Origin of the sequence: Phenylobacterium sp. (assembly GCF_036723115.1) — a bacterium.
In the GTDB taxonomy this organism is placed as follows: Bacteria; Pseudomonadota; Alphaproteobacteria; order Caulobacterales; family Caulobacteraceae; genus Phenylobacterium.
The window spans coordinates 1-22,462 of record NZ_DAIMHV010000029.1 but is presented as its reverse complement, the minus strand read 5'-3'; the positions used below and the strand labels follow the sequence as shown (position 1 = coordinate 22,462).

At 69.7% G+C, this 22,462-nt stretch carries 24 protein-coding genes and 1 tRNA gene; 13 read left to right on the top strand and 12 right to left on the bottom strand.

Going from position 1 to position 22,462, the window contains the following annotated elements; genetic code table 11:
* From V7D28_RS05310 to aroA, 3 genes are all read right to left on the bottom strand, one after another.
* A partial coding sequence (locus V7D28_RS05310; protein WP_333586322.1) for a S1 RNA-binding domain-containing protein occupies positions 1-998 on the bottom strand: 998 nt, incomplete at its 3' end.
* Positions 999-1,183: 185 nt separating this feature from the next.
* A complete protein-coding gene (cmk, locus tag V7D28_RS05305; protein ID WP_333586321.1) occupies positions 1,184-1,819 on the bottom strand; it encodes a (d)CMP kinase in 636 nt (211 codons plus the stop codon).
* Positions 1,816-3,162, bottom strand: a complete 1,347-nt coding sequence (gene aroA, locus V7D28_RS05300; RefSeq protein ID WP_333586320.1) for a 3-phosphoshikimate 1-carboxyvinyltransferase — start codon at positions 3,160-3,162, stop codon at positions 1,816-1,818. The genes cmk and aroA overlap by 4 nt, the downstream gene beginning before the upstream one ends.
* Before the next feature lie 52 nt (positions 3,163-3,214).
* Here aroA and V7D28_RS05295 point away from each other — a divergent pair, with 52 nt between their 5' ends.
* The 3 genes from V7D28_RS05295 (at position 3,215) to V7D28_RS05285 (ending at position 5,450) form a co-directional block, all read left to right on the top strand.
* The gene (locus tag V7D28_RS05295; protein WP_442957895.1) at positions 3,215-3,769 is read left to right on the top strand and encodes a TIGR02300 family protein; all 555 of its coding nucleotides are present in this window, start codon (positions 3,215-3,217) and stop codon (positions 3,767-3,769) included.
* A gap of 104 nt (positions 3,770-3,873) precedes the next feature.
* Positions 3,874-3,949 (top strand) — tRNA-Ala (locus tag V7D28_RS05290).
* A 370-nt stretch (positions 3,950-4,319) separates the two neighbouring features.
* Positions 4,320-5,450, top strand: coding sequence for a hypothetical protein (locus V7D28_RS05285; RefSeq protein ID WP_333586319.1), 1,131 nt, complete (start codon positions 4,320-4,322; stop codon positions 5,448-5,450).
* A 10-nt stretch (positions 5,451-5,460) separates the two neighbouring features.
* On the opposite strand, the gene V7D28_RS05280 is transcribed toward V7D28_RS05285, so the two are convergent.
* The 3 genes from V7D28_RS05280 to chrA form a co-directional block, all read right to left on the bottom strand.
* Positions 5,461-6,477 carry a hypothetical protein gene (locus tag V7D28_RS05280; RefSeq protein WP_333586318.1) on the bottom strand — a complete coding sequence of 339 codons (1,017 nt, stop codon included), beginning with the start codon at positions 6,475-6,477 and terminating at the stop codon, positions 5,461-5,463.
* Complete coding sequence (locus V7D28_RS05275) at positions 6,458-6,910, bottom strand: hypothetical protein (RefSeq protein ID WP_333586317.1); 453 nt, start codon at positions 6,908-6,910, stop codon at positions 6,458-6,460. Before V7D28_RS05275 ends, V7D28_RS05280 begins: the two co-directional genes overlap by 20 nt.
* 81 nt (positions 6,911-6,991) lie before the next feature.
* Entirely contained in the window at positions 6,992-8,362 is a 1,371-nt protein-coding gene (gene chrA, locus V7D28_RS05270) for a chromate efflux transporter (RefSeq protein ID WP_333586316.1), read from the bottom strand.
* A gap of 276 nt (positions 8,363-8,638) precedes the next feature.
* Between chrA and V7D28_RS05265 the strand changes: the two genes are divergently transcribed.
* From V7D28_RS05265 to V7D28_RS05255, 3 genes are all read left to right on the top strand, one after another.
* Positions 8,639-9,058, top strand: a complete 420-nt coding sequence (locus V7D28_RS05265) for an Hsp20 family protein (protein ID WP_333586315.1) — start codon at positions 8,639-8,641, stop codon at positions 9,056-9,058.
* A 117-nt stretch (positions 9,059-9,175) separates the two neighbouring features.
* Positions 9,176-9,427, top strand: a complete 252-nt coding sequence (locus V7D28_RS05260; protein WP_333586314.1) for a DUF1150 family protein — start codon at positions 9,176-9,178, stop codon at positions 9,425-9,427.
* Between the two features lie 88 nt (positions 9,428-9,515).
* Positions 9,516-10,280: a Crp/Fnr family transcriptional regulator gene (locus tag V7D28_RS05255; RefSeq protein WP_333586313.1), complete on the top strand. Its 765-nt coding sequence runs from the start codon at positions 9,516-9,518 to the stop codon at positions 10,278-10,280.
* A gap of 6 nt (positions 10,281-10,286) precedes the next feature.
* On the opposite strand, the gene V7D28_RS05250 is transcribed toward V7D28_RS05255, so the two are convergent.
* Positions 10,287-11,945, bottom strand: coding sequence for an MDR family MFS transporter (locus V7D28_RS05250; RefSeq protein ID WP_333586312.1), 1,659 nt, complete (start codon positions 11,943-11,945; stop codon positions 10,287-10,289).
* A gap of 104 nt (positions 11,946-12,049) precedes the next feature.
* Positions 12,050-12,880 (bottom strand): TerC family protein, encoded by an 831-nt coding sequence (locus V7D28_RS05245; RefSeq protein ID WP_333586311.1) that lies wholly within the window; start codon positions 12,878-12,880, stop codon positions 12,050-12,052.
* A 137-nt stretch (positions 12,881-13,017) separates the two neighbouring features.
* On the opposite strand from V7D28_RS05245, the gene V7D28_RS05240 reads away from it, so the two are divergent.
* The 3 genes from V7D28_RS05240 (at position 13,018) to V7D28_RS05230 (ending at position 16,182) form a co-directional block, all read left to right on the top strand.
* Complete coding sequence (locus V7D28_RS05240; RefSeq protein ID WP_333586310.1) at positions 13,018-14,115, top strand: acyltransferase family protein; 1,098 nt, start codon at positions 13,018-13,020, stop codon at positions 14,113-14,115.
* Between the two features lie 69 nt (positions 14,116-14,184).
* Entirely contained in the window at positions 14,185-14,868 is a 684-nt protein-coding gene (locus tag V7D28_RS05235) for a CHAP domain-containing protein (protein WP_333586309.1), read from the top strand.
* A gap of 117 nt (positions 14,869-14,985) precedes the next feature.
* Entirely contained in the window at positions 14,986-16,182 is a 1,197-nt protein-coding gene (locus V7D28_RS05230) for a pentapeptide repeat-containing protein (protein WP_333586308.1), read from the top strand.
* A 36-nt stretch (positions 16,183-16,218) separates the two neighbouring features.
* Here V7D28_RS05230 and V7D28_RS05225 read toward each other — a convergent pair whose 3' ends face one another.
* Together V7D28_RS05225 and V7D28_RS05220 are read right to left on the bottom strand one after the other, a co-directional pair.
* Positions 16,219-17,097: a crotonase/enoyl-CoA hydratase family protein gene (locus V7D28_RS05225; protein WP_333586307.1), complete on the bottom strand. Its 879-nt coding sequence runs from the start codon at positions 17,095-17,097 to the stop codon at positions 16,219-16,221.
* 80 nt (positions 17,098-17,177) lie between these two features.
* Positions 17,178-17,615 (bottom strand): DUF488 domain-containing protein, encoded by a 438-nt coding sequence (locus tag V7D28_RS05220; protein WP_333586306.1) that lies wholly within the window; start codon positions 17,613-17,615, stop codon positions 17,178-17,180.
* Between the two features lie 92 nt (positions 17,616-17,707).
* Between V7D28_RS05220 and V7D28_RS05215 the strand changes: the two genes are divergently transcribed.
* Positions 17,708-18,619, top strand: coding sequence for an alpha/beta fold hydrolase (locus tag V7D28_RS05215; RefSeq protein WP_333586305.1), 912 nt, complete (start codon positions 17,708-17,710; stop codon positions 18,617-18,619).
* 40 nt (positions 18,620-18,659) lie between these two features.
* On the opposite strand, the gene V7D28_RS05210 is transcribed toward V7D28_RS05215, so the two are convergent.
* Positions 18,660-19,583: a thioesterase family protein gene (locus V7D28_RS05210; RefSeq protein WP_333586304.1), complete on the bottom strand. Its 924-nt coding sequence runs from the start codon at positions 19,581-19,583 to the stop codon at positions 18,660-18,662.
* A gap of 89 nt (positions 19,584-19,672) precedes the next feature.
* Positions 19,673-19,840, bottom strand: a complete 168-nt coding sequence (locus V7D28_RS05205; protein ID WP_333586303.1) for a hypothetical protein — start codon at positions 19,838-19,840, stop codon at positions 19,673-19,675.
* Positions 19,841-19,929: 89 nt separating this feature from the next.
* Here V7D28_RS05205 and V7D28_RS05200 point away from each other — a divergent pair, with 89 nt between their 5' ends.
* The 3 genes from V7D28_RS05200 to V7D28_RS05190 all read left to right on the top strand — a co-directional run bounded on the left by V7D28_RS05200 (position 19,930) and on the right by V7D28_RS05190 (position 22,374).
* Positions 19,930-20,739 carry a cytochrome b/b6 domain-containing protein gene (locus tag V7D28_RS05200; RefSeq protein WP_333586302.1) on the top strand — a complete coding sequence of 270 codons (810 nt, stop codon included), beginning with the start codon at positions 19,930-19,932 and terminating at the stop codon, positions 20,737-20,739.
* Positions 20,736-21,509 carry a molybdopterin-binding protein gene (locus V7D28_RS05195; protein ID WP_333586301.1) on the top strand — a complete coding sequence of 258 codons (774 nt, stop codon included), beginning with the start codon at positions 20,736-20,738 and terminating at the stop codon, positions 21,507-21,509. The genes V7D28_RS05200 and V7D28_RS05195 overlap by 4 nt, the downstream gene beginning before the upstream one ends.
* Before the next feature lie 112 nt (positions 21,510-21,621).
* The gene (locus tag V7D28_RS05190) at positions 21,622-22,374 is read left to right on the top strand and encodes a creatininase family protein (protein ID WP_333586300.1); all 753 of its coding nucleotides are present in this window, start codon (positions 21,622-21,624) and stop codon (positions 22,372-22,374) included.
* Positions 22,375-22,462 lie beyond the last annotated feature (88 nt).

Below are 22,462 nucleotides of genomic sequence, written 5' to 3'. Positions count from 1 at the left end.
GAGACGATCTTGCCGGGGTGGACGTTCTTCTTGGTCCAGGACATTTCCGAGACGTGGACCAGGCCCTCGACGCCGGCTTCCAGCTCCACGAAGGCGCCGTAGTCGGTGATGTTGGTGATGCGGCCGCTGAACTTGGCGCCCACCGGGTACTTGGCTTCCACGCCGTCCCAGGGGTCGGACTGCAGCTGCTTCATGCCGAGCGAGATGCGCTGGGTGTCGGGGTTGATCTTGACGATCTGCACCTTGACCGTGTCGCCCACGGCCAGGACCTGGCTCGGATGGTTGACGCGCTTCCAGCTCATGTCGGTGACGTGCAGCAGGCCGTCGATGCCGCCCAGGTCCACGAAGGCGCCGTAGTCGGTGATGTTCTTGACCACGCCTTCGCGCACTTCGCCTTCCTGCAGCTGGGCCACCAGCTCGGTGCGCTGCTCGGCGCGGGCCTCTTCCAGGATGGCCCGGCGGGAGACGACGATATTGCCGCGGGGACGGTCCATCTTGAGGATGGCGAAGGGCTGTTCCTTGCCCATCAGCGGGCCGACGTCGCGCACCGGACGGATATCCACCTGGCTGCCCGGCAGGAAGGCCGAGGCGCCGCCCAGGTCGACGGTGAAGCCGCCCTTCACGCGGCCGACGATGGCGCCCATGACCGGCTCGTTCAGGGCGTAGACCCCTTCCAGACGGGTCCAGGCTTCTTCGCGGCGGGCCTTGTCACGGCTGATGACCGCTTCGCCCATGGCGTTCTCGACGCGCTCGAGGAAGACCTCGACCGTATCGCCCACCTTGACCTGGGCCTTGCCCTCTTCGTCGCCGCCGAACTCCTTGAGCAGGACGCGGCCCTCGGTCTTGAGGCCCACATCAATGATGGCGAAGTCCTTCTCGACGCCGACCACCTTGCCCTTGACCACGGCGCCTTCCATGAAGTCGCGGCCGCCCAGGGATTCGTCGAGAAGCGCGGCGAAATCGTCGCGCGAGGGGTTCAGGCTCATATCGTCAGCCATAGTGTTCTTTCGTTCGAAACGACGTCGGCCCCCGGGCCACGCATGGCGTTCGGGGGGAGTCCCGGCGTCAGGTTAGGGGTTGGACCGAAGGCGCAGGCGATCCCTGCGCGGGATGAAGTCGCCCGCAGCCGTGCGAGGGAAAGGCGCGGTTGGATTTGCTCGACCAGTCCCGCTCAGGCGGGAGATCAGCCGGCGCGCGCCGCCTCGACGATGCGGCGGGCCGCATCGGTGGCCTGCTCTATAGTCATTTCAGAGGTATCCAGCAAGACGGCGTCGTCGGCGGGGCGCAGGGGGGCGGCCGCCCGGCCGGAATCCCGCTCGTCCCGGCGCAGGATGTCGGCCAGCACCTCGTCCTGCGACACCGCCTCTCCCTGGGCCGACAGCTGGCGCCAGCGGCGCTGGGCGCGGACCTCGGGCGTGGCGGTGACGAACAGCTTGGCCGGCGCCTGGGGGCAGATCACCGTGCCCATGTCGCGGCCGTCCAGAACCGCGCCCCCCGGCTGTTCGGCGAAGGCCCGCTGAAAGGCCAGCAGGGCCTGGCGCACCTGCGGATGGACGGCCGCGCGGCTGGCGGCCTCGCCCGCAGCGCGGGTGCGGAAGTCCGGATCGTCCAGCGCCTCGGCCTTCAGGCTCGCGGCCACGGCTGCGGCGGCCTGGGCGTCGTCCAGGTCTGCCCCCCGCCGCTGCACGCCCACGCCCACGGCCCGGTAGAGCAGGCCAGAATCCAGCACCGGCAGGCCATAGAGGCGCCCCAGGGCCGTGGCGATGGTCCCCTTGCCGGAGGCGGCCGGCCCATCGACGGTGATGACGAAGGCGCTCACGCCGCGTCCAGCTCGGTGGTCTCGATGGCCGCCCCCAGGCCGGCCATCAGGTCGGTGAAGCCCGGGAAGCTGGTGGCGATCATGCCGGGCTCGTCCACGCTCACCGGCGCCTCGGAGGCCAGGCCCAGGACCAGATGCGACATGGCGATCCGGTGGTCCCCGTGGGTGGTCACCCGCGCCCCGCCGGCCACCGGATGATTGCCCCTGGCGGTTCCGGCCACGATCAGGCCCTCGGGCTCCTCCTCCACGCCGACGCCGCAGGCGGCCAGGCCCGCGGCGGTGAGCGCGATGCGATCGCTCTCCTTGACCCGCATCTCGCCGATGCCGCGCATGAGGGTCGGCCCCTCGGCGAAGGCCGCGGCGACGGCCAGGATGGGATATTCATCGATCATGGCCGGCGCCCGCTCGGGCGGCACGACAATGCCCCGCAGGGCCGAATGGCGCGCGGTGACGTCGCCCACCCGGTCGCCGCCCTCGTCGCGGGCGTCGGAGATGACCAGGTCGGCGCCCATCTCCTGCAGGGTGGTGAACAGGGCCGCGCGCAGGGGATTGAGGAGCACGCCTTCCACCGTCACCTCCGACCCCGGCGTGATCAGGGCCGCAACCAGGGGGAAGGCCGCGCTGGACGGATCGCCAGGCACGCGCACGGACGCCCCGGTCAGAGCCTGGCCCCCGGCCACCCGGATGCGCCGGGCGCCGTCGGCCAGAACCTCTACCTGCACCTCCGCGCCAAAGGCCCGCAGCATGCGCTCGGTGTGGTCGCGGGTGGCCTCCGGCTCGATCACCTCGGCGCCGCCGGCGGCGTTCAGCCCGGCCAGCAGCACCGCCGACTTCACCTGGGCCGAGGGCTCGGGCAGGCGGTAGGCGATGGTCTTGAGGCCGCCCCCCTGCAGGGTCAGCGGCAGGCGCCCGCCGGAGCGGCAGATCCACCGGGCGCCCATCTCGCCCAGGGGCTTCAGCACCCGGTTCATGGGCCGCCCGCGCAGGGAGGTGTCGCCGGTGAAGGTGGCGGCCAGGTCGTGGCCGGCCGCGGCCCCCATGATCAGGCGCACGCCGGTGCCGGCGTTGCCGCAGTCGATGACGTCGGCAGGCTCGGAAAAGCCCCCCTGGCCCTCCACCCGCCAGCGCCCCTCGCCCAGACGTTCGACGCTCGCGCCGAAGGCCGCCATGGCCGCGGCGGTGCGCTTGACGTCATCGCCCTCCAGAAGGCCCTCGATCTCGGTTCGTCCCCGCGCCATGGCTCCCAGGATCAGAGAGCGGTGGGAGATCGACTTGTCGCCCGGGGCGCGCACGCGTCCCCGCAGCGGGCCGCCGCGGTGCGCGGTCAGTCCAGCCGCCGTCATGGAATTACGAAGCCTCCTTTAAGGCTTGCGGTTTGTCCGAGGGGGTTTGCTTTTGACAGTCGCCCTGGCCCATGGCAAGGGAGCCCGCTTTCCAGAAACCGCTCTCCAGGGGATCGCCGACGTGGCCAATCCAGAGCTGGGCGCCAAGCAGGTTTGCCCCAATTGCCAGGCCAAGTTCTACGATCTGAACCGACGCCCGGCCCACTGCCCCAAGTGCGGGACCGATTTCGACCCGGATGAGGCGGTCCGCACCCGTCGCGTGCGTGGCCGTCCGGCCGGCGTTCCCGACCCCGAGGTCGAGGACGAGGATCGCGAAGATCAGGTCAAGGCCCGCCCCGCCGAGGACGAGGACGAGGACGAAGACGTCGCCGCCCCCGAAATCGACGAAGAGGTCGACGAGGTTCCCGTCGATGACGACGAGGACGACGATCTCGAGCCGGCCGAGCGCACCTCGAAGAAGAAGGCCGCCCCCGACGACGATCTGGGCGACTTCACCGACGACGAGGATATCGAAGACGACGAGGACGTCCCCTTCCTGGAGGAGGACGAAGACGACGATTTCGATGAGTCCGAGATCGACGGAATCGTCGAGGACGACGAAGACTGAGGTCCCCGCGAAAAAGCCGAAAAATGGTGCTTGATCGCGATCAGACCTTTGACTAGGTTCCGCGCCTCTTCGGGCGGCGACCCCGCCCGAAGAACCCAGGACCTGGGGCTATAGCTCAGTTGGTAGAGCGCTTGAATGGCATTCAAGAGGTCAGCGGTTCGACTCCGCTTAGCTCCACCATGAAGGCCCGCCGGTAACCCCGGCGGGCCTTCTCCGTTTCCGGAGGGCCTCGGCTCCGCACTCCCGCCGGGGACGGCTAGGGTCGAGCTTTAGGTACCACCGAGGTACGTTCCGCTCACGAAAGCTCGTGGCGTGTCGCCGCATCTCCAGCCCCAACCTGTTTCATGGCAGCGGAACCTGAGTCGCAGTCACCATCTCCGAAGTGGACTTGCTGTCGGCCCGTTGCTGTCGCGGTTGGCTGGTGGCGTCAGCGGCTTCGGCAACTCCCTGACACTCTGAGACGTCGCGAAGATCCGTTCGCAATGCCGAGGGGCAATGCGGCGGTACAATCAGCGCGACACACTCGATTCGAGCTCAAAAGGATCGCGTCGTGCTCTTACAACCCCGGTACATCGCGCTCGACTCCGCCCATCTAATTCAGTGGGCGGATGCGCGGGTCTCGGCGCACGCGCCGCGACGCGCCGAGGCGCGTCGCTTCGAGCTCTGGCTGGAGCGCCACGGCTATGTGCCGCTGCTCTCTCTGCACCACATCGCGGAGATGGCGAACCACGCCGTCGAAGCGGTGGCGGCGGGGCGGCTGCGCTTCCTCGCCGGCCTGCCCCTCGTGGCCTGGATCGGCGCGCCCCCCCAAGGCGGGGCCGGCACGGTCGTGACCCTGATCGCAGAAGAGGTCCGCGCGGCCTGCACCGCGCCCCAGGCCAGCCGGTCGGAGGTGCGGGACTTGGCCAAGCCGAGGCTGATCCAAGCGGGAGCCGGAACCCGGATGCTGGGGGCGGCGCCCGAAGCCTGGCTCGCGCTGCGGCCGGTGTTCGCGGCAGAGGCGGAACAGGCCCGCAAGGTGGTGGCGTTCACGCGCGTCGGCACGGTGGACATCTCGAAGAAGCCGATGGCCGAGCTGCTGAACAGCAGGCTGCGGCGCGGCGAGGACCTGCGTCGCCAGCTCGACCTGATGACCGGCACGTATGCGGCCAGCATCGCGCAACGGGCGGATAGGCGCATCGCCGATCCAGACGCCATGGCCGCCGCGTTCATGGGCGACGTCGCCGCCATGGCCAGTCCCCTGCCCGAAACCGCCGCCGAGCTGGTCCTGCGCGCCCTGGCCACCCAGGGGGTCACCGCCGACGACATCACGCCCACCTCGACCATCGGCGATATGCTCGACCTGGGGCTATTCCGGGCGCAGTTGCGAATCGCGGCGGAGGCTGCGGGCGTGTCACCGTCGGAGGCCTTGCTGCACGTCCAGCCGGAGCGGATACCAAGCTGGTCGCTCGTCCAGGCGCTTCAGCGCCACCTGCCCGACCTGCCCGAGCGCGAAGGCGGGGAGCTGAACGACACCTATCTCGCCTGCTTGGCCGCCTATGCGGACGTCACCCTGGTGGACAAGCGGACCTGGGAGGGGGTCAGGCGCCTCCGGGCGAAGGCGCCGGAGCTCGCCGCCCTGCTGGGGCGCGTGGAACGGCTTCCCCGGTTCGAACAGCTGGCGGCGGTGCTGGGCGAATGACCGCGACCCGTTAAGTCAGGCCGTCGAGCAGCGCGGGCAAGGCGCGGATGTCGGTTTCCAGGCGCGCGCCGTAGCGGGCAGGCAGGCCCGCCTGGCGGGCGAGGCTGGTAAACTGTTGCTCGGCCACCACGATATCAGCGTAAGGCAGCACGCTGCAGAACGTCCGCATGTCGCGCATGTCGTTGAGGGTCACGGCGCGCGACTGTGCCTCCAGCCGCAGCGTGATCTCGCGCTCGATGTAGAAGGCCGGCGTGTCGCGGATGACCGCGCGGAGGGTGGCGCCGTCTTTGTCGCCGAGGCAAGTCCAGGGCAGGCCGAGGCGTTCGGCGATCGGGATGATCACGTCCTGCTCATTGTAGGCCATTACCGCGCTGTAGATGCGACGGCGCATGGAGAGGCTCTCGGCCTTGTGGCGGGTGCGGCGGGCCTCAATGCGCGCGCGGAGCTCCTCGCAGCCGACCGTGAAACGCCGGACCGCCTCGGTGCGGACCGCCTCCGGCGTCTCCATGAGATACTGGAAGAGCGCCTGCTTCGGATGGGTCCGCATCCAATCGATCGCATTGGGGAACTTGCCGAAGCCGAGACGCGCATCGTCCGCTTCGGCGGTGGCTTCGAAGAACAGGCTGGAGAGGAACCAAAGCGGTTCGGGCTCGGACCTGGCAAAGCCATAGAGGTCCGACAGCACCCGGCCCACCTCCATCTCCAGCTGGCGATGGCGGCCGCGGAACACGCGGCCTTCGCTGAGGGTCACCTGGGTGAACGCCAGGTGGAACCGCCGCTCCAGCCGGTTGATCTTGTGGGTCTCGAAGATGTTGGCCCAGGTCAGCGGCAGTATGATGTCGCCCGCCGCGACCTTGGCGCAGAGAAGCTCTAGGACCGAGCGCAGGTGCGGATGGTCGTCTGGCGCGGTCGCTGCCCGCGCCAGATCGATCCATTTGTTCTGGTCCAGATAGACTACGGTCGCCGTCCGCCCGTCAGCGTGGCGCGAAGCAGCGGTCGCGGGCGCATCAGGGGGCGAGTCGGTCACGCTCGGACTTCGCGTCCGGAATCGATCGGTTGGACTCTTGATCGCCCGGCGATGTGGGCGCGTCCGCGCCAAGGACCCGCGCCGTTCGGGCGCCTAGCTTTGCGAGCTGTGGCAGAAGCGCGATCATTGCGCCGCTGAGGAGGAAGGCGAGTAGAATCTTCGCTTCGGCCTCCGGGTCGAATGACGCCGCTTCAAAAAGGCTGACGAACCTGACTAGGCCGATGGCGATCAGGCAGATCCCGAAGGCCATGATCAGGCGGGTGTGGCGCAAAGCCAAGGCGCGCGCCGCCGGTGAAACCTGTGCGACGACGCTGAGCCCGACGGCGCCGCCGGCTATTGCAAAGACGAAACGCAGGTCTGGCGGCGCTAACGCCACCGACGCCGCGAAACACCCGCTCAGGATGACGCCTGTCTGGACATTCCCCCTCACCATGTCGCCCGCTCCGCCCAAACCCAAGGCCGCACCTTAAAGTAGCGCTTCTCTGACGTCTCCTCGGTGTTTCGCCGGAGCGCCTCACACGAGGCCGGCCAGGTGGGCGGCCATGCCGGCGGCGGCGCTGGCGGCGATCAGGGTGGGAACGCCCAGGCGCAGGCGCCAGGCGGCGAGGCCGGCGGCCGCCGTCAGGGCGAGGCTGACGGGCTCCAGGGACGACAGGCGCGGCACGTCCAGCGCCAGGGGACCGGCGCTCAGGACGTCCACCTCGGAAAACAGCACCCGCACCCCGAACCAGAGGGCGAGGTTGAGGATCACTCCGACCACGGCGGCGCTGACCGCCGCCAGCGCCGCGGCCAGCGCCTTGGCCTGGCGCAGGGCCTCCACATAGGGGGCGCCCAGGAAGATCCACAGGAAGCAGGGGGTGAAGGTGACCCAGGTGGTGAGCGCCGCCCCCAGCGCCCCGGCGGCCAGGGGGGAGAGGCCGGTGTCCCCGCGCAGAGCCGCCAGGAAGCCCACGAACTGGGTGACCATGATCAGCGGCCCCGGCGTGGTCTCGGCCAGGCCCAGCCCGTCTATCATCTCCCCAGGCGCCAGCCAGCCGTGGGTCTCCACCGCCGCCTGGGCCACATAGGCCAGGACCGCATAGGCGCCGCCGAAGGTGACCACGGCGAGCTTGCTGAAAAAGAGCGCGATCTCCGTGAAGACATTGTCCCAGCCGAGCGTCAGGCCGAGCGCCGCCACCGGCCCGAGCCACAGGACGAGCAAGGTTCCGCCGATGCGCAGCGCCCAGGCCAGGTTCGGCCGGGCGTGGGCGGGGGGCGCCGCGCCCAGGGCGCTGTCGGCGTCCGCCAGGCTCGTCCCCGTCTCCCCGTGGCCGGCGCCGCTCCCCATGAGGTTCCAGCGCGCGGCGGCCAGGCCGATCACCCCCGCCCCCAGGACGATCAGCGGGAAGGGGACGGAAAAGGCGTAGATGGCCACAAAGGCCCCGGCGGCGAGCCCCCGGGCCAGGGGCGTTCTCAGCGTCTTGCCGCCCAGGCGGAAGACGGCCTGGACCACCACCACCAGCACGGCGGCCTTCAGGCCGAAGAAGAGGGCCTGGACGAGGGGAACCTCGCCCAGCTGCACATAGAGGATGCTGAGCGCCAGGATGGAGACCGCGCCGGGCAGGATGAACAGGAGGCCCGCCGCCAGCCCGCCCAGGGTCCGGTGCATGAGCCAGCCCAGATAGGTGGCCAGCTGCTGGGCCTCGGGCCCTGGCAGTAGCATGCAGAAGTTCAGGGCGTGGAGGAACCGGCCGTCGCCGATCCAGCGCTTCTCCTCCACCAGGATGCGGTGCATCACCGCGATCTGGCCGGCCGGCCCGCCGAAACTGAGCAGGGCGATGCGGGTCCAGACCCAGAGGGCTTCGCGGAAGCTGACGCCGTGGGAGACAGATGGGGACTGGGACAAAAGACGCGCTCCTTTGACCGCCCGCGGGCGGTTTGGGGAGCGGGATCTTGGACGCAAGGCGCGTCTTCGGCCCGGGCGTCCCGCCTTTGGCCCGAGGCGCGACAACCTAGAGGCCGCTGAGAGCCTTCACAACCCGGCGCGCGCCTCAGGCGCACATGGGGCGAACCGTTGAAAGCCGACCGCGCCATCGCCACATTAGGTCCAACCAGGGACGCCGCGCCGGTTGCGGGCGGCGCCCCCGGGGAGTCGCTTGCCGCTTAAGGACTCGAGGACAAGATGAGCCGGTCGATCGTTTTCGACAGCCCCTTCCTGCTCGGTTTCGAGCACACCCGCGCCCTGATCGACAGGGCCGCCAAGGCCGCCGCCGAGGCCTATCCCCCCTACAATGTGGAGGATCTCGGCGAGGGCCGCCTGCGCATCACCCTGGCCGTGGCCGGCTTCACGCCCGCCCAGCTGCAGGTGAGCGTGGAGGACCGCCAGCTCACCGTGGCCGGCCGCCGCGAGGAGGCCGCCAAGGGCGAGGACGCCTATCTCCACCGCGGCATCGCCGCCCGGGGATTCCAGCGCAGCTTCGTCCTGGCCGACGGCATGGTGGTGGAGGGGGCGACCCTGGAACACGGTCTGCTCCATATCGACCTCGCCCGGCCTGCGCCGGAGACCGCGGTCAAGCGCATCCCCATCAAGACGGCGGGCTGAAGGGTCCGTCAATTCGTGCATCGGCGGCGCGCACTCATGCGGCCGCCCGGCGCGCGCCGTCCCTCGGCTGAACCTGCGGGGGCGCCGGCGCGTTGCCAAATCAAGGAGGTGGTCATCATGACGCCCATTCTTTCGACCGAAGACTTCGCCGCCCTCGGCGCGCCCGACCTGGTCTATGTGCGCCCGGTGAAGGCCGCGGAGATCCTGGCCAGCGTGCCGGCGGAATCGGCGACCCTGCCCCTGCATCCTGATCAGGTGCTCTATGCGGTGCACCGGGCCGACGGGGAGCGGCTGGCCGTGCTGACCGATCGCAACGCCGCCATGGCCGCGGCCCTGGCCCACGAACTGGCCCCGGTCTCGGTGCACTGAGCCTCAGCCTGGGCCGGGTTCCCGACATAGGAACCTCGCTCACGGCGAAGCTTTATCCCAGGGACAAGGGATCGAGCAGGAGGTCTGCATGTCCATGGGTCAATCGAGCGCGCCGGGCCGCCAAATGGGCGGTCTGGTCGATATCGCCGCGCTGAGGGGCAACCGCCTGCTGGCCGCCCTGCCAGGCGCGGCCCTGCTGGATATCGCCCCGCACTTCCGCCACCTTCTGCTGGAACGGGGCCGCGTCCTGTTCGAGCCGGGCGACGATGTGGAGACCACTCATCTACCGTCGGGCGGCGCCATGGTCTCTCTCGTCCTGGTGACCCGGGACGGCCGCGAGGTGGAGTGCGCCTCTATCGGTCGGGAAGGCGCGGTCGGCGGCATCGTCAGCGCCGGGAACAAGCCCGCCTATGGCCGCGCGGTGGTGCAGATCGCCGGCCCCGCCCTGGCCATTCCCACCGAGCGGCTCGAGCGGGCCAAGCGTCACCATCCGGCCATTTCCGACCTTTTCTCCCGCTATGCCGACGCCCTGCTGGCCCAGGTCATGCAGTCGGTGGTGTGCAACGCCCTGCATCCGGTGGAGCAGCGGGCCGCCCGCTGGCTGCTCTCCACCCACGACCGCGCCGGTTCTGACCTTTTGCGTCTGACCCAGCAGGGCCTGGCCGAGATGTTGGGGGTGCAGCGCACCACCGTGTCGGGGGTGGCCAAGACCCTGGAGGTCCGCGGCCTGATCCGCCAGCACCACGGGGCGGTGGAAATCCTCGACCGGGCGGGCCTGGAGGAGGCCTGCTGCGAGTGCTACCGCGCCGTGGAGGACCACTTCACCACCCTGCTGCCGGAAGTGGACGGCTGACGCCATTCAGCTGGGCGTTGCGCCGGCCTGACCTGGTCCCGCCCTCGCCGGCGGCGCCATGGGGGCGTCGCGCAAGGGCGCGGCCGGCACCAGCAGCATGAGGAAGAAGCCGCCCACCAGGATCACCAGGCTGAAGATGATCCCGTGGACCACGGCGGTGGAGAAGCTCTGGGCCACGATCAGGTCGGTGGCCGAGGCCACGGGGTCGGCGGCGCGGGCCTCGGCGAGTTCGGGATGGGCGTCCCGCTCCATGGCCATGCGTTGCAGGTCCGACAGCTCCAGGGACTGAACCTGAACCGCCGGATTGGCCTGGCCCAGGCGCACCAGCTCGCTGGCCAGGCTGGAGGTGAGGATGGCCCCGAACAGCGCCACCCCCATGGTCGACCCGATCTGGCGCACGAACTGGCCCGAACTGGTGGCCACGCCCAGCTGGTGCATGGGCACGGCGTTCTGCACCGCCAGGCCGAACAGGCTCTGGCCGGGACCCAGGCCGATCCCCACCACCAGCAGCCGCCAGGCGAGGTCCAGGGTCCCGGTTTCCGGCCCGATGAAGCACAGCAGGAAGACCCCCAGGATCAGCACCGCCCCGCCGCCGATCATGAACGGCTTGTACCGGCCGGTGTGGGTGACCAGGTGGCCGTTGATGGTGGAGGAGGCGATCATGCCCACCATCAGGGCCAGCATGGTCAGACCGCTGCGGGTGGCCGGCACGCCCTGGCCCACCTGCATGTACAGCGGCAGGAAGGACGTCACCCCCATGAAGGCCATGGAATAGATGAAGGCCGCCCCGTTGGCCGTGTTGAAGGTGCGGTTGCGAAAGAGGTCCAGGGGCAGGATCGGGTCGCGCACCCGCATCTCCACCAGGATGAAGGCGCTCAGGCTGAGCGCCGCGCCGACCAACAGGCCGACAATCACCGGCGAGCCCCAGGCGAAGTCCCGTCCGCCCCAAGTGATGGCCAGCAGGAAGGCGGTGAACCCGACCACGATCAGGGCCGCGCCCGCATAGTCGATGGTCCCCGCGCCCCGGGGGGGCAGGGCCGGCATCTTGATCATGATCATGGCCACGGCGGCCAGCGCGAAGGGGATGTTCACATAGAAGACCCAGCGCCAGCCTTCGATCACATGGCCGGCGAAGACCACCGTGCCGTGATCGGTGAAGAAGCCGCCGATCACCGGGCCGAACACGCTGGCCACCCCGAAGACTGAGCCGAACAGGCCGGAGAACTTGGCCCGCTCACGGGGGGCGTAGAGGTCGGCGATGATGGCGAAGGCGGTGGTGAACAGCGCCCCGCCGCCGATCCCCTGGATGGCCCGGAAGGTGATGAGCTGGGTCATGCCCCCGCCCAGCAGCGGCAGGTCCCCGAACTCTCCGGCCAGTCCCGCCAGCCAGGAACCCGCCAGGAAAATGCCGATCCCGGTGAGCAGTATGGGCTTTCGTCCGTAAAGGTCTCCGAGCTTGCCCCAGATGGGGACCATCACCGTCGAGGCCAGCAGATAGGCGGTTGTCGCCCAGGCATAGAGGTGGAGGCCCGACAGGTCCGAGACGATCCGCGGCATGGCCGTGGCCACCACGGTCTGGCTCATGGCGCTGAGCAGGAAGATGATCAGGACGGAAATGAGCGTGAGGCGCCGATCCGCCTCGGGATGGACATGCGGTTCTTGCAACGCGGCGTTTCCCGGCGAGGGTCGAGCCTCGCCAATAGCTTGTTCAGATAATGTCTTTGGCCCTTGTCCCGACGGGCAGGCCGCCGGGATGTCGGGATGAATGGTCAGACGTTATCAGAACCGGCCGAGGATGCATGCCCCGATGCAAGCGCGGGCGACTTTCGTCGGGCCGCGCGCCGGGCGGCCATGTTCAACCCTTCCACCAGGGCCGAGAAGGCCATGGCCGCGTAGATGTAGCCCTTGGGCACGTGGAAGCCGAAGCCGTCGGCGATGAGCGTCACCCCGATCATCAGCAGGAAGCCCAGGGCCAGCATGACCACGGTGGGGTTGTTGTGAATGAAGTTGGCCAGGGGGTCGGCGGCCAGCAGCATGACGATCACCGCCACCACCACGGCGACCACCATGATGGGCAGATGGTGGGTCATGCCCACGGCGGTGAGGATGGAATCCACCGAGAAGACCAGGTCCAGCAGCAGGATCTGAACGATCACCGAGCCGAAGTTGGCCGCCGCGGCGGCCTTGACGTCCAGGACGCCGTGGGTGGGCTCGACATCCACCTTCTCGTGGATCTCGGTGGTGGCCTTCCAGATCAGGAACAGGCCGCCTGCGATGAGGATCAGGTCGCGCCAGGAGAAGTCCATCTCGAACATGGGCGTCCCGTGCACCGGGTCCGGCGGCCCCTGGAAGGGCAGGCTGAACACCGGCTGGGTCAGGCCCACCAGGAAGGCGATGGTCGACAGCAGCGCCAGGCGCAGGATCAGGGCCAGGCCGATGCCGATCCGCCGCGCCTTGCTGCGCTGGGCCTCGGGCAGCTTGTTGGACAGGATTGAGATGAAGACCAGGTTGTCGATCCCCAGCACCACCTCCATCACCACCAGGGCGATAAGCGCCGCCCAGGCGGCGGGATCGACGATCAGAGCAGCCAGACCATCCATCGACGGTGATTCTCCAGGGGGTGTCCGCCGAATCTGTAGCCGATCGGCGAAAGCTCGCCAGCGCTAACGTGCTGGTGAGGCTTCGGCGCCATGGTTCCCCCCAAGCCTGAAGAAGCGGGCGAGGCCGGAAGGATTCCATGAGCGACGCCGAACACATCCGCCCCCTGACCGCCCTGCGCTTCTTCGCCGCCATGTGGGTGGTGCTGTTCCACTACTGGCCCGCCCTGGGCCTGGCCGGCGCGCCGCTCGCCGTGGCCAAGGGCTATCTGGGGGTGGAGCTGTTCTTCATCCTGTCGGGATTCATCCTCTGCCACGTCTATCGCAGCGAGGTTGAGGGCGGCCGGTTCGCCTATGGCGACTTCCTCTGGGCGCGGCTGGCGCGCATCTATCCCCTGCATCTGGCCACCCTTGTGGCCATGGGGCTGCTGGCCGGCGCGGCCACGGCGGCGGGCTTTGCGGTGGACGCCAACATCCTGTCCTGGGCGGCCCTGCCGGCCAATCTGCTGCTTCTGCAGGCCTGGGGGTTCGCCCCCGTGGCGGGCTGGAACCACCCGTCCTGGTCCATCTCGGCGGAGTGGTTCGCCTATCTGACCTTCCCGATCTTCGCCTGGGCGGCCCTCGCCCTGCGTCGCCGACCGGGCCTGGCCGTGGTCCTGGCGGCGGCCTTCTTGGCGGGCCTCTATGCCGCCTTCGAGGCCCTGACCGGCAAGCTGCTCACCCTGGCGACCATCCATTGGGGGGCGCTGCGCATCGTGCCCTGCTTCGCCCTGGGCTGCGCCCTGCACAGCCTGTGGCGGGCGCGGGAGGCCGGCGGCGCGGCTCCGGCCCTGGCGGGCGCCTGGATTTCAGGCGCCGGCGCCCTGGTCGCCGCCCTGATCGGGGCGCCCGACACCGTGATCGTCCTGGCCCTGGGGGGCCTGATCTTCTTCCTGGCCAGCGCCGCCAAGGCCGGTTCACAGACCCTGTCCCACCCGTTCCTGATCTATCTCGGTGAGATCAGCTATTCGATCTACATGATCTGCGTGCCGTGGAAGATTGTATTTGTGAACGGCATGACCAGTCTGCTCAAGCTTGAGGACGGACACCTGCCCTGGCCGCTGTGGTGTATCTTCCTGCTGGGCGTGATTCCGTTGGCCGCGCTGTCCTATCATCTGATCGAGAAGCCGGCGCGCGAGCGCATGAAGCTGTGGGCGAAGGCGTGGAAGAGTCGTGCGCCATCCGTCGCAGGCGCATAAACCCTCTTTTCATTCTTGCCGGACGAAACTATCCCTAACCCAAGTTCGCGTCGGGGGAGTCAGTCCAACATGGTGAAACGGGCACGCATCGTCCTGGGTTCCATCGCCGCCGCCGCGGTCATGGCCTTTGCGCCCGTGTCCACGGCCTTCGCCGACACCTATTGGCAGTGCGTCCCCTTCGCCCGGATGATTTCCGGCGTTCAGCTGTTCGGCGACGCCTGGACCTGGTGGAAGCAGGCGCCGGGCAAGTACGAGACCGGGGTGACGCCGGTGGCTGGCGCGGTGATCTGTTTCAAGCCCACCGGCAAGATGCGCCTGGGCCACGTGGCCGTGGTCAGCCAGGTGATCACCGACCGGGTGATCCAGATCACCCACGCCAACTGGTCCCAGATCAACGGCAGCCGCGGCCAGATCGAAAAGGACGTGACCGTGGTGGACGTCTCGCCGAACGGCGACTGGAGCCAGGTGAAGGTCTGGTACGATCCGATCCGCGATCTGGGCTCCACCACCTATCCGGTGCACGGCTTCATCTATCAGGACGCCACGGCCGTCAGCCTCGCCCGCTCGGGCCTGGTCACCGCCCAGAACACCGCCGTCACCGTGGCCCAGAACGCCGCCAACCAGATGGCCGCCGCCGTGCGGCCGGGCTCTGGCCCCCTGCAGATGCTGAGCCAGGCCGCCGAGGCCACCGACCGGATCGCCGCCCTGCTGCAACAGGCCGGCCAGGGTCCTGTCAGCGACGATCGTCCCTGAGTCGATAAGACCGGCGTTCCGGAGACGGTGGCGATAATTTCGCCCCTGACGGATATGGCCAACCCTTCCTTAAGTCGCCTGCACTCAGGATCAGCCCCGTGATCTGAGGGCTCTTCCATGTCGTCCGCCGCCGCCAAGCATCTGCGCCCCCACGAGGCCGGGGCGATCCGCGAGGCCCTGGACGCCCATGTCCGCTATGTGGAAGGGCTGGGCGGCGGTCGGCGGGCCCAGCTGGTGCGGGCCGACCTGTCCAACTGGAATCTCGAAGGGGCGCAGCTGGCCGAGGCCGATCTGGCCGGCGCCTGCCTGGCCGGGGCGGTCCTGGCCGGGGCCGACCTCTCCCGCTGCAACCTGTTCGGCGCCGACCTGCGCGATGCCGATCTGCGCTGGGCGCGGCTGGTGCGGGCCGACCTGCGCGGCGCCTGCCTGCGCGGCGCCAATCTCAGCGGCGCCGACCTCACCGAATGCGACCTGCGCGAAGGGCAGATCGCCATGCAGACCCGCCGCGAGGATTTCCGCATCCTCACCCATGAGGATCGCGAGGGGACGCTGGACTATGCGGTGGCGGCGCAGGCCGACCTCGCCCGGGCCCTGGTGGCCGCCGACTGCCGGGAGGCGAGCCTCGCCGGCGCCTGCCTGGCCGGCGCGCGCATGGCCGCCGCCCGTCTGGACGGGGCGGACCTGACGGGCGCCCAGATGGCCGGCGCCGATCTCACCGCCGCCTGCCTGCGCGGCGCGGTGGTGGCCGGCGCCAACCTGGCCGAGGCGGGTCTGACGGACGCCGATCTGCAAGGGGTGCTGCGCGCCCCGCCGCCGATCTTCTATGTGGACGACGTGCCCCTGCACGACATGGTGGCCGATCACGAGACTTTCTGTGAGAGCCAAGGCGCCCGGGGCGCGCCCATCCGCGCGCCGGAGCTGGACTTCCGCGCCCTTGCCCGCCTGAGCGGCCGCAGGCTCAGCGGGCTGGTCGCGCCGCAGTCGATCTTCTTCGGCCTCGACCTGGAAGGCGCCCAGCTCCAGGGCGCCGACCTGCGCGACTGCGACCTGCGCAAGGCCCGGCTGCGCGGCGCCGACCTGCGGGGGGCCAGGCTCACCGGCGCCAATCTGATCGCCGCCGATCTGAGAGAAGCGCAGCTCGGCCCCCTGCACATCGCCGAGGGCCGGATCCTGCGCACCGACCTGAACCGCGCCCAGCTGCGGCGGGCCGACCTGCGCGGGGCCGATCTGCGCCAGGCCCGCCTCCTGGAGGCCGACCTGGAAGGCGCCGATCTCTCCGGGGCTGACCTGCGGGGAGCCGAGCTCGTCATCTGAGCCCCGCCCGCCCGCCTGCTCATCTCCGCCCGGCCGTCACATAGCGTTGCGCAGGGGTTTCAGGTCGGGGAAGTCGGCGGGCCGCTTCTCGGCCTTGGCCTTGAACGCCTCGCCCATGTGCGAGCCGGCGAACATGCCGGTCTGCCAGACGGCGATATAGTCCAGCCCATCGGCGATGGTGTGGTCGCGGGCGTAGTTGATCATCACCTTGGAGCCGGTGACCGCCAGGGGCGACTTCTCGGCGATCTCCCGGGCGGTGGCCATCACATGGTCCAGCAGGGCCTCTTGGGTCGGGAAGACCTCGTTGACCAGGCCGATCTCCTTGGCCTTGCCGGCGGGCAGGCGACGGCCGGTATAGGCCAGCTCGCGCACCCAGCCCTCGGGGATCAGCTTGCACAGCCGGGGGAAGGTGCCGACATCGGCGGTCATGCCGATATTGATCTCCTGGACGCAGAAGAAGGCGTCTTCGGTGGCGTAGCGGATGTCGCAGGCGCTGGTCATGTCCACCGCCCCGCCGATGCAGCCCCCCTGGATGGCCACCAGCACCGGCATCCGCGCCTGGTCCAGGCATGAGAAACAGTCTTGCAGCCAGCGCACATGGTGACGCTGGCCCTCGGCGGTGATGAAGCGGTCTGCGCCCCCCTCGCCGGCGGAAGAGCCGCCGCCGCCGAACACCGCCAGGTCCATCCCGGCCGAGAAGTGCTTGCCGGTGGACGAGATGACGATGCAACGGGCCCGGGCGTTGTCGTTGATGTCGCGCACGATGACCGGCAGCTCGTTCCAGAAGTCCCGGATCATGCTGTTATAGGCCTCCGGCCGGTTCAGCCGGATGTGGGCCACATATTCCTCGATGGTGACGTCGAAACAGGTCCAGGGACCTTCGGCGGCGGATGTCGGGCTGGGCGCGGCGGACATGGACTTTCCTCCAAACAGGCGTTTGAGGCCCATCATCGGCGCTTACGCTGGGGAATGCCAAGCCCCGCCGTGCGACGGCCTCAGAGGTTCTCCACCGGCATGTCCAGCACCTCGCAGATGCGCTCGGCCACCACCGCCCGGTGGCAGTCGCAGGCCTCCGCCTCATAGCAGAGCAGGGCGACCGGCCGGGCCTTGGCCAGCTCCACCGCCCGGGCCAGCTGCAGCTGAGCTTGCGGCTCGGCCAGATGGTCTTCGAAGATGGCCCGCATCTCGGCCGTGCGACCGGCGCGGGCGGCGTCCCGCCCCGCCTTGGGCGTGCCCAGGCCCCGCAGATGCTCATAGGCGATGCCCGCCTCGGCCAGGCCCGCGGCCAGCATGGTCTTGGAAAAGCCCGGCCGGCGGCTGGCGGCCACGGCCCGGACGTCCACCACCATCTCGACCCCGGCGGACTTCAGCGCCGCGATCATCTGGTCCTGGGTCTTGGCCTCATAGCCGATGGTGGAAAGGGCGTGCGCCATGGGGAAACTCCGGGTCAGGCGGCGAGCGCGTCTTTCGCCAGGCGCCCGGCGCGGGATATGGGGTTGAGTCCGACGCAGACGAAGGACAAGGCATGGACGCGCATCTGGCCAGCGAACCGCAAGCCCGCCGCTTTCCCCTGCCCAGCCGGGGCGGAGAGATGGCGGGGCTCGCCTTCGGCCCGGCGGAACGCCCGCTCGACCTGATCTTCGTCCATGCCAACGGGTTCAATGCGCGGACCTACCGGACGATCCTCAGCCCCCTGGCCGAGCGGTTCCACATCCTGGCGGTGGACCTGCGGGGCCACGGCGCCACCCGCCTGCCGACGCAGACCGAGGGCCGGGCCGGCTGGAAGGCGTTTCGCGATGATCTCCTGGCCCTTCTGCCCTTCGTCGCCGCCGGGCCGGTGGTCATGGCCGGCCACTCCATGGGGGGGACCTCCAGCCTGCTCGCCGCTGCGGCCCAGCCGGGCGCGGTGCGCGCCCTGGTGCTGTTCGATCCCGTCCTGATGCCGGAGGCCGGCGCCGCCGATCCGGCGGCCATCGCCCAGTCGCCCATGGTCCAGGGCGCCCTGCGCCGCCGTCCGGGGTTTTCGAGCCGGGCCGAAGCCCTGGCCGCCTATGCCGGTCGGGGCGCCTTCCGCACCTGGTCGCAGGACCAGCTGGCCGACTATGTGGCCGCCGGCTTCCAGGAGGTGGACGGGGGCGGGGTGACGCTCAGCTGCGCCCCGGCCTGGGAGGCCTCCAACTTCGCCTCCTATGACCCCGACGCCTTTGACGCCCTGCTGGCGACGCCCTGCCCCACGCGGATTCTGCGGGCCGAGATCGGCTCCACCTGCCGGGTGGACGCCCATCTGGAGCGGCTCGCCGCGGCCGGCGTCGCGGTGGAGACCATCGCCGGCGCCAGCCACTTCCTGCCCATGGAGCGGCCAGACCTGGTGCGCGAGGCCCTGACCCGGGCGATCGTCGGCCCGCCGAACCCCCTAAAGCCTGATTCAGAGACTTGAGCGCGTTCCGATAACCGGCGCCTACTTATCGGAACGCGCTCTAGAGTTTCATTTCCGGGCGGGCCGTGGCCTGGATGCGGGCCACCGCGTCTGGCGGCAGGCGCACCACCTTGCGGGCGTCCAGGTCAAAGCCCACGGCCACATTCTCCGCTGCAGCCCAGGGCCGACCCGTCTCCGGATCGAGCATCCAGTGGCGCAGCAGGCGATAGCGTTCCTCCACATGGGCGGTGGCCGAACGCAGCTCGAAGCGGTCGCCCAGGCGCGGCCAGCCATAGTGAATGAGGCGGTATTCCAGGGCCGCGCCGCCCACCCTCTGGCCTTCCGCGCCGATGCCCCGATCAGGGCCCAGCAGATGCAGGATTCCGTCGGAAATCTTGCCCATCAGGATCTCCGGCCGCATGCGGCCGAAACCGTCCACGTCGGGCGCGCCCACCACCCCCAGGCCGATGCGCTTCAGCCCCATCTGCTCGGCGGAGACGAGGCTGCCCGCGCTGGCGGCGATGGGGGAGAGGTCGATGGTCCGCGCCGCGGCGAAATCCGGCAGATCGACCCTCAGGGCCTGCGCCCGCTCCACCACCCGCCGGGGCCAGGGGAAGATGCGCGCCCCATCGGCGGTGGCGTGTCGCACCACCGTCTGGAAGGTGGCGCCCGGCGCGCCGTCGGGGTGCTGGATGACGATCAGCAGACGGGCTTCGTCGGCCTCGATAGACAGGACGCCGCCCCGGGCCGACAGGGCCGCGCCGGGATGGGCCTCTTTCAGGAAGCGGACGTGCTGCTCGCGCACCAGAAGCGTGGCCTCCGCCCGCGGCGAGAAGGCGTCGCCCATGCCGAGCTCGCCGGCGAGGCCGGCCAGGGCCTCCAGGGACTTGGCCACCCAGTGGCGCACGTTGAGATGGCCCATCTCATCGCACTCCCAGGTGTTGACGCCCCCCACCCAGATTTCACGTCCGCCGTCCCAGGCCATGGCCCCCCCAAGCTTTTCCCGCCCGCTCGCCACGGGGCGGCGCGACCTTAGGGGGCGAAGCCCGGCCAGGGCAACGGCGGGGGAGGGTCTCAGGCGCCCTTGGAGCCGGAGGTGTCGGAAGGCTCCGCCTCTGGCGGCTCGCCAGTCACCTCGGGAATCCGGCCCGTGCGTTCGGCCTGCTCGTCCTGGCTGCGCACCGGCGGCTCGGCGGGGGGATTTTCCACTGGGGTGCGGCTATTCTGCTGGGGTGTTGTCATCCTGCGTCTCCTGATGTGCGTAACATGAGGCAAGCGCAGAGCCGGCCGGCGCCGTTCCTATGGCCGCGCTGATCAAGGAAGGATGCGCCATGGAGAGGCCCGCAAGACCACCGGTCCGCCACAGCCTCGCCGTGCGCCTGACCCATTGGCTGAATGTGGTGATCCTGCTGGTCCTGCTGGCCAGCGGCCTGCAGATCTTCAACGCCCATCCGGCCCTTTACTGGGGGGAGACCTCCACCTTCGACGACCCCTGGATCTCCATGGTCGCCCAGCGCCGGGGCGAGGACCTGGCCGGCGTCACGCGCATCGGCGAGCTGACCCTGACCACCACCGGCGTCCTGGGGGCCTCGGACGGCCAGGCGCGGGGCTTTCCCGCCTGGGCCACCCTGCCAAGCTACCGGTCCCTGGCCGACGGCCGGCGCTGGCACTTCTTCTTCGCCTGGCTCTTCCTGTTCAACGGTCTGATCTATCTGGCCTGGGGGGCGACCAGCGGACACTTCCGGCGCGACCTGGCCCCGCGCCGGAGCGAGCTCGCCCCTCGCCACCTGGGACGGGAAATCCTCGACCACGCCCGCCTGCGCTTTCCGCACGGGCGCTACAACACCTTGCAGAAGCTGGCCTATCTGGCGGTGATCTTCGTCCTTTTGCCGCTCATGCTGCTCACCGGGCTCGCCATGTCCCCCGGGGTCAATGCGGCCATGCCCTGGATCTTCGAGATGTTCGGCGGCCGGCAGTCGGCGCGGACGATCCATTTCCTCAGCGCCACGGCGCTGGTGGCCTTCGTCCTTATCCATTTGCTGATGGTGGCGGCCTCGGGCCCGGGGCGTCAGATCCTGGCCATGATCACCGGCCGCGACCGTTCCCCCAGGACAAGCCCCCCGCAAGGAGACCTGTCATGACGCTTCCGCGCCGATCGATGCTGACGGCCGCCGGCTCCAGTCTTCTGGGCCTGGCCCTGGCCGGCTGCGACAGCCTCAACCGCAACGCCGGCGTCAAGGCGACGCTGGCCCAGGCCGAACGGCTGACCATGGCCGCCCAGCGCCTGCTGCTGGCCCGAGGCGCCCTGGCCAAGGAGTTCACGCCCGCCGACATCTCGCCGGACTTCCGGGCCAACGGCACCATCAATCCCGGCGACGCCGATTATCGCGCCCTGGCCGCCACGGGCTTTTCCGCCTACCGCCTGCAGGTGGACGGCCTGGTGGAGCGGCCCCTGTCCCTGTCGCTGGACGACCTGCGCGCCCGCCCGGCGCGCACCCAGATCACCCGCCACGACTGCGTGGAGGGCTGGAGCAGCATCGGCCAGTGGACCGGCGCGCGCCTCTCGGCCGTGCTGGAGGAGGCGGGGCTCAAGCCCCAGGCCCGCTTCATCGTCTTCCACTGCGCCGACACCCTAGACCCCAACGCGCCGGAGGGCCTGGGCCGGTACTATGAGAGCATCGACCTGGTGGACGCCTTCCATGAGCAGACCCTGCTGGCCTACGACATGAACGGCGCCCCTCTGCCGGTGAAGTTCGGCGCCCCGGTGCGCCTGCGGGTGGAGCGCCAGCTGGGCTACAAGCACGCCAAATATGTGATGCGGATCGAGGCGGTGGAGAGTTTCGCGGGCATCGGGGCGGGCCGCGGCGGCTTCTGGGAAGACCGCGGCTATGAGTGGTACGCCGGCATCTGAGGCCTGAAGGCTTACCAGCCCGCGCCGCTGGGCCTATGTGGAGGGATCAAGACATGCGTCGCCCGGGCGCAGATTCGATCGTCCGATCCCGCCCTTCCGCCGGAGGAACCCCATGCTGCTGCACCTGTCCACCTGGAGCGAGATCGAGGCCTATCTGAAGCGCTCGCGCACGGTGGTGGTGCCCATCGGCTCCAACGAGCAGCACGGTCCCACGGGCCTTTTGGGCACCGACTGGCTGTGCCCGGAGATCATCGCCCACGAGGCGCAGAAGGACGACCCCGACCTCCTGGTGGCGCCCACCTTCAATATCGGCATGGCCCAGCATCACCTGGGCTTTCCGGGAACCATCTCCCTGCGGCCCACCACCTTCATCGCCGCCATCGGCGACTGGTGCCGCTCGCTCGCGGCGCACGGCTTCACTAAGATCTATTTCCTGAACGGCCACGGGGGGAATGTGGCCACCATCGAGGCGGCCTTTTCCGAGCTCTATGCCGAGGCCAGCTTCGCCGGGCGGCCCCGGGGCTTTGCCTGCAAGCTGAAGAACTGGTGGGAGCTGAAGGGCGTCATGGGCCTGGCCAACAGCCAGTTCCCCACCGGCCATGGCAGCCACGCCACGCCCTCGGAGATCGCGGTGACCCAGTGGGCCTATCCGGACGCCATCAAGACCGCCGCCTATGAGCCGAAGATCGCCCCCACCGGGCCGATCCGCGAGGCCATGGACTTCCGCGCTCGCTATCCCGACGGCCGCATGGGGTCCGATCCGGCCCAGGCCAGCCCGGAAAAGGGGGGCGAACTGGTGCGCATGGCCGCCGCCGGCCTGAAGGAGGACGTGGCCGCCTTCGCCGCCGAGACGAGCCCGGTCTAGAAACCTGAAGAGGGAACGGCGATCCGGGGCGGGGCGCGCGGCTTGACCCGGCCCACCCAGTCCAGGTCCTCGGCGGGCGTCAGGTCGC